This is a genomic window from Candidatus Infernicultor aquiphilus, from assembly GCF_002784285.1.
Taxonomy (GTDB): Bacteria; Atribacterota; Phoenicimicrobiia; order Phoenicimicrobiales; family Phoenicimicrobiaceae; genus Infernicultor; species Infernicultor aquiphilus.
The window spans coordinates 1-3201 of sequence record NZ_PFKO01000123.1; the positions used below are offsets into that span (position 1 = coordinate 1).

The following is a 3201-nucleotide window of genomic DNA, read 5'->3' on the forward strand; positions in this document are numbered from 1 at the left end:
AGGGAAAGTAGACCAGCAAAGAAACACGGTAATTTTCCAGTGTAATTAACATATAGTTATTTAGTTACCCGGTTAGCTAGTTAGCTAGTTTAAGAGTTTAGCAGTAATAAATTATTTATTAGGTATTTTATCGATAGATATTATTTAACCAAATAACCAACTAACTAAGTAACTAACTAACCAAATAACCAACTAACGACTAATCAGAAGGAGGAAAGAAAAGATGTTTGAAGGAATTGGTGGAGCTCTACAACTGGCAGTTATAGATATGACTTTGGTATTTTTAATTCTAGGAGGATTAGCTTTAGTTATGGTATTGTTAAAAAATATCGTTGGAATTAAAGAAACAAAGAAGATACCTAAAGAAAACAAAATTGTTCCTCCACTAAGCAGTACTAATTTAATAAAAGAAAATGAAGAAGTTGAAGGTAAATTAGTAGCATTAATTACTGCAGCGGTAGCTTCATATTTAGAAAAACCGAAAAGTAAAATTAAAATATTACACCTTAAGAAATATAAACCATCGGTTATTTCTCCCTGGACTACTCTGGGGAGACAAGAATTAATGTTAGGTAAAAATATAAAATATTGAGGAAAGAGGAGGACTATAAATAGAATGAGAAAATTTATAATTAAGGTGGAAGGAAAAGTATACGATGTTGAGGTAGAAGAAGTAGGTGAAAATAAAGCTTCAGAAGGAACTGTTTCTGCCCCCTCGCCTATAATAACAAAAGTAAAAGAAGAACCGGTAAAATCAAAATCGGCTAAGGTTTCAGATAACCCAGCTTCCTCTAAAGCACCAACTGCAGCGGTAGCTGGAGAAGAAGTATTAGCACCTATGCCGGGTAAGATACTCCAGCTAAAAGTATCGGAAGGAGATAGTATAAAAGTAGGAGATACTTTATTAATCTTAGAGGCAATGAAGATGGAAAATGAAATTGTAGCTGATACCTCTGGAAATGTAAAAAAAATAAATGTAACTGCAAATGATATGGTTGATACAGGTGATATCTTGATGGTGATAGGTTAGGATAGAAAGGAGAATTTAAATGAATCTTTTAATGAAAGTCCTTTCTTTATTTACTCTTTCTGGTTTTGCCGCACTTACTAAAGGTAATATAATAATGCTTCTGGTGGGAGGAGTATTATTATATCTTGCTATAGCAAAGAAGTTTGAGCCTTTGCTTCTTCTGCCCATCGGCTTTGGAGCAGTATTAGTGAATTTACCTTTAGCTGGGTTAATGGAGGAAGGAGGTCTTTTATATTTTATCTCCTTTGGGATAAATCATGAAATATTTCCTTGTTTAATATTTATGGGTATTGGAGCAATGACGGATTTTGGTCCCTTACTTTCTAATCCTATAACTCTCCTTTTGGGAGCAGCAGCTCAAATAGGTGTTTTTATTGCTTTAATTGGGGCAGAAATTTTAGGCTTTACTATTCAAGAAGCAGCTTCCATAGGAATTATTGGAGGAGCGGATGGACCAACGGCTATTTATCTTACCGTGAAAATGGCTCCTCATTTATTAGGGGCAGTTGCAGTGGCAGCATATTCTTATATGTCATTAGTTCCTTTAATTCTACCTCCCATAATGAAATTATTGACTACCCCTGAGGAGAGAAAGATAGTTATGAAACAACTCAGGCCAGTATCTCGTGCAGAAAGGATACTCTTTCCCATTATTTCAACCGTTTTAATTGGTCTTTTATTACCACCTTCGGTTCCTATTATTGGTATGTTAATGTTAGGAAATTTATTTAGAGAGAGTTTAGTAGTGAATAGATTGTCAAATACGGCTCAGAATGAATTGATTAATATTGTTACTATATTTTTGGCTACCTGTGTTGGAGCTACCATGCAAGCCAAATATTTTTTAACCTTTCAGACTATTAAAATAATAATTTTAGGTTTAATTGCTTTTGCTTTTAGTGCAGCGGGGGGAGTTTTGTTTGGGAAGTTATTAAATAAAATTACTGGCGGAAAGATTAATCCTTTAATTGGTGCTGCCGGAGTATCTGCAGTACCTATGTCTGCAAGAGTGGTTCAGAAAGTCGGTCGAGAAGCAGATCCAAAAAACTTTTTATTAATGCATGCTATGGGCCCTAATGTATCAGGAGTAATAGGAACTGCGGTTGCTGCTGGAGTAATGTTAGCTTTATTGAAATAAAGCTAACCTTAATATTGCCTATCGTGAAAAAAATAGAATCAAAAATAGGAATCTCTAATAATATGAAGATAGAAAATAATAATTCTTTAAAAAATACTGATTCTTTACAAGAAGGAAAATTGTTAAAAACTCACCCCCTGAAGATTACCGATACCACTTTGCGTGATGCCCAGCAATCATTAATAGCTACTCGTATGACTATCGAGGAGATGGTGCCTATCTGTGATAAATTAGACGCAGTGGGATTTTATTCCATGGAAATCTGGGGAGGGGCTACTTTTGATAGTTGCCTGCGGTTTCTTAATGAAGACCCTTGGGAGAGATTGAGAACTTTAAGAAAGCATCTTCCTAATACCAAGCTTCAAATGTTATTACGGGGACAGAATATATTAGGTTATAAACATTATTCTGATGACGTGGTAACCGAATTTATAAAAAGGGCAATAGCTAATGGGTTAGACATTATCCGCATTTTTGATGCTCTAAACGATATTCGTAATATGGAGACTGCTTTTAAAGTAGTTAAATCAGAGGGTGCTCATATTCAAGGAGCTGTCTGTTATACTATAAGTCCAGTTCATACCCATGATGCCTTCGTAAAAATGGCTCAAGAAATGGAGCAGATGGGAGCAGATTCGATTTGCATAAAAGATATGGCCGGCTTAATTTCTCCTTATGAAGCTTTTGCTTTAATTAAAGCTATTAAAGAAGTTGTCTCCATACCCCTTCAACTGCATTGTCATTTTACCAGTGGGATGGGGATGATGGCTTACTTAAAAGCCGTAGAAGCTGGAGTAGATGTGGTAGATACAGCGATATCTTCTTTAGCTCTTCAAACCTCTCAACCTGCCGTGGAACCTTTGGTGGAAACTTTGAGGGGAACGCCTTATGATACTGGATTAGATTTAAAACTGGCTTATGAAATTTCTGCTTATTTTAGAAAAGTAAGAGAAAATCATAAAGAAATGGAGTCTAACGTTCAAGATATAGATACACGAGTATTAACTTATCAGATTCCGGGAGGAATGCTGTC

Annotated in this window: 4 protein-coding genes; all 4 read left to right on the forward strand. The window is 35.3% G+C overall.

The genetic code is table 11. The annotated features are described in order from the left end of the window. The first annotated feature begins 223 nt into the window (after nt 1–223). Nucleotides 224–592 (forward strand): OadG family protein, encoded by a 369-nt coding sequence (locus COZ07_RS03525; protein WP_406607206.1) that lies wholly within the window; start codon nt 224–226, stop codon nt 590–592. A gap of 24 nt (nt 593–616) precedes the next feature. Then, nucleotides 617–1030: a biotin/lipoyl-containing protein gene (locus COZ07_RS03530; protein WP_406607207.1), complete on the forward strand. Its 414-nt coding sequence runs from the start codon at nt 617–619 to the stop codon at nt 1028–1030. A 19-nt stretch (nt 1031–1049) separates the two neighbouring features. After that, entirely contained in the window at nt 1050–2168 is a 1119-nt protein-coding gene (locus COZ07_RS03535; RefSeq protein WP_406607208.1) for a sodium ion-translocating decarboxylase subunit beta, read from the forward strand. 194 nt (nt 2169–2362) lie between these two features. Then, a partial coding sequence (locus tag COZ07_RS03540; RefSeq protein WP_406607209.1) for a pyruvate carboxylase subunit B occupies nt 2363–3201 on the forward strand: 839 nt, incomplete at its 3' end.

Excerpts from the sequence above, each read along its gene's own strand:
- COZ07_RS03525 (WP_406607206.1), top strand. The coding sequence starts at position 224 with ATGTTTGAAGGAATTGGTGGAGCTCTACAACTGGCAGTTATAGATATG.
- COZ07_RS03530 (WP_406607207.1), top strand. The coding sequence starts at position 617 with ATGAGAAAATTTATAATTAAGGTGGAAGGAAAAGTATACGATGTTGAG.
- COZ07_RS03535 (WP_406607208.1), top strand. The coding sequence starts at position 1,050 with ATGAATCTTTTAATGAAAGTCCTTTCTTTATTTACTCTTTCTGGTTTT.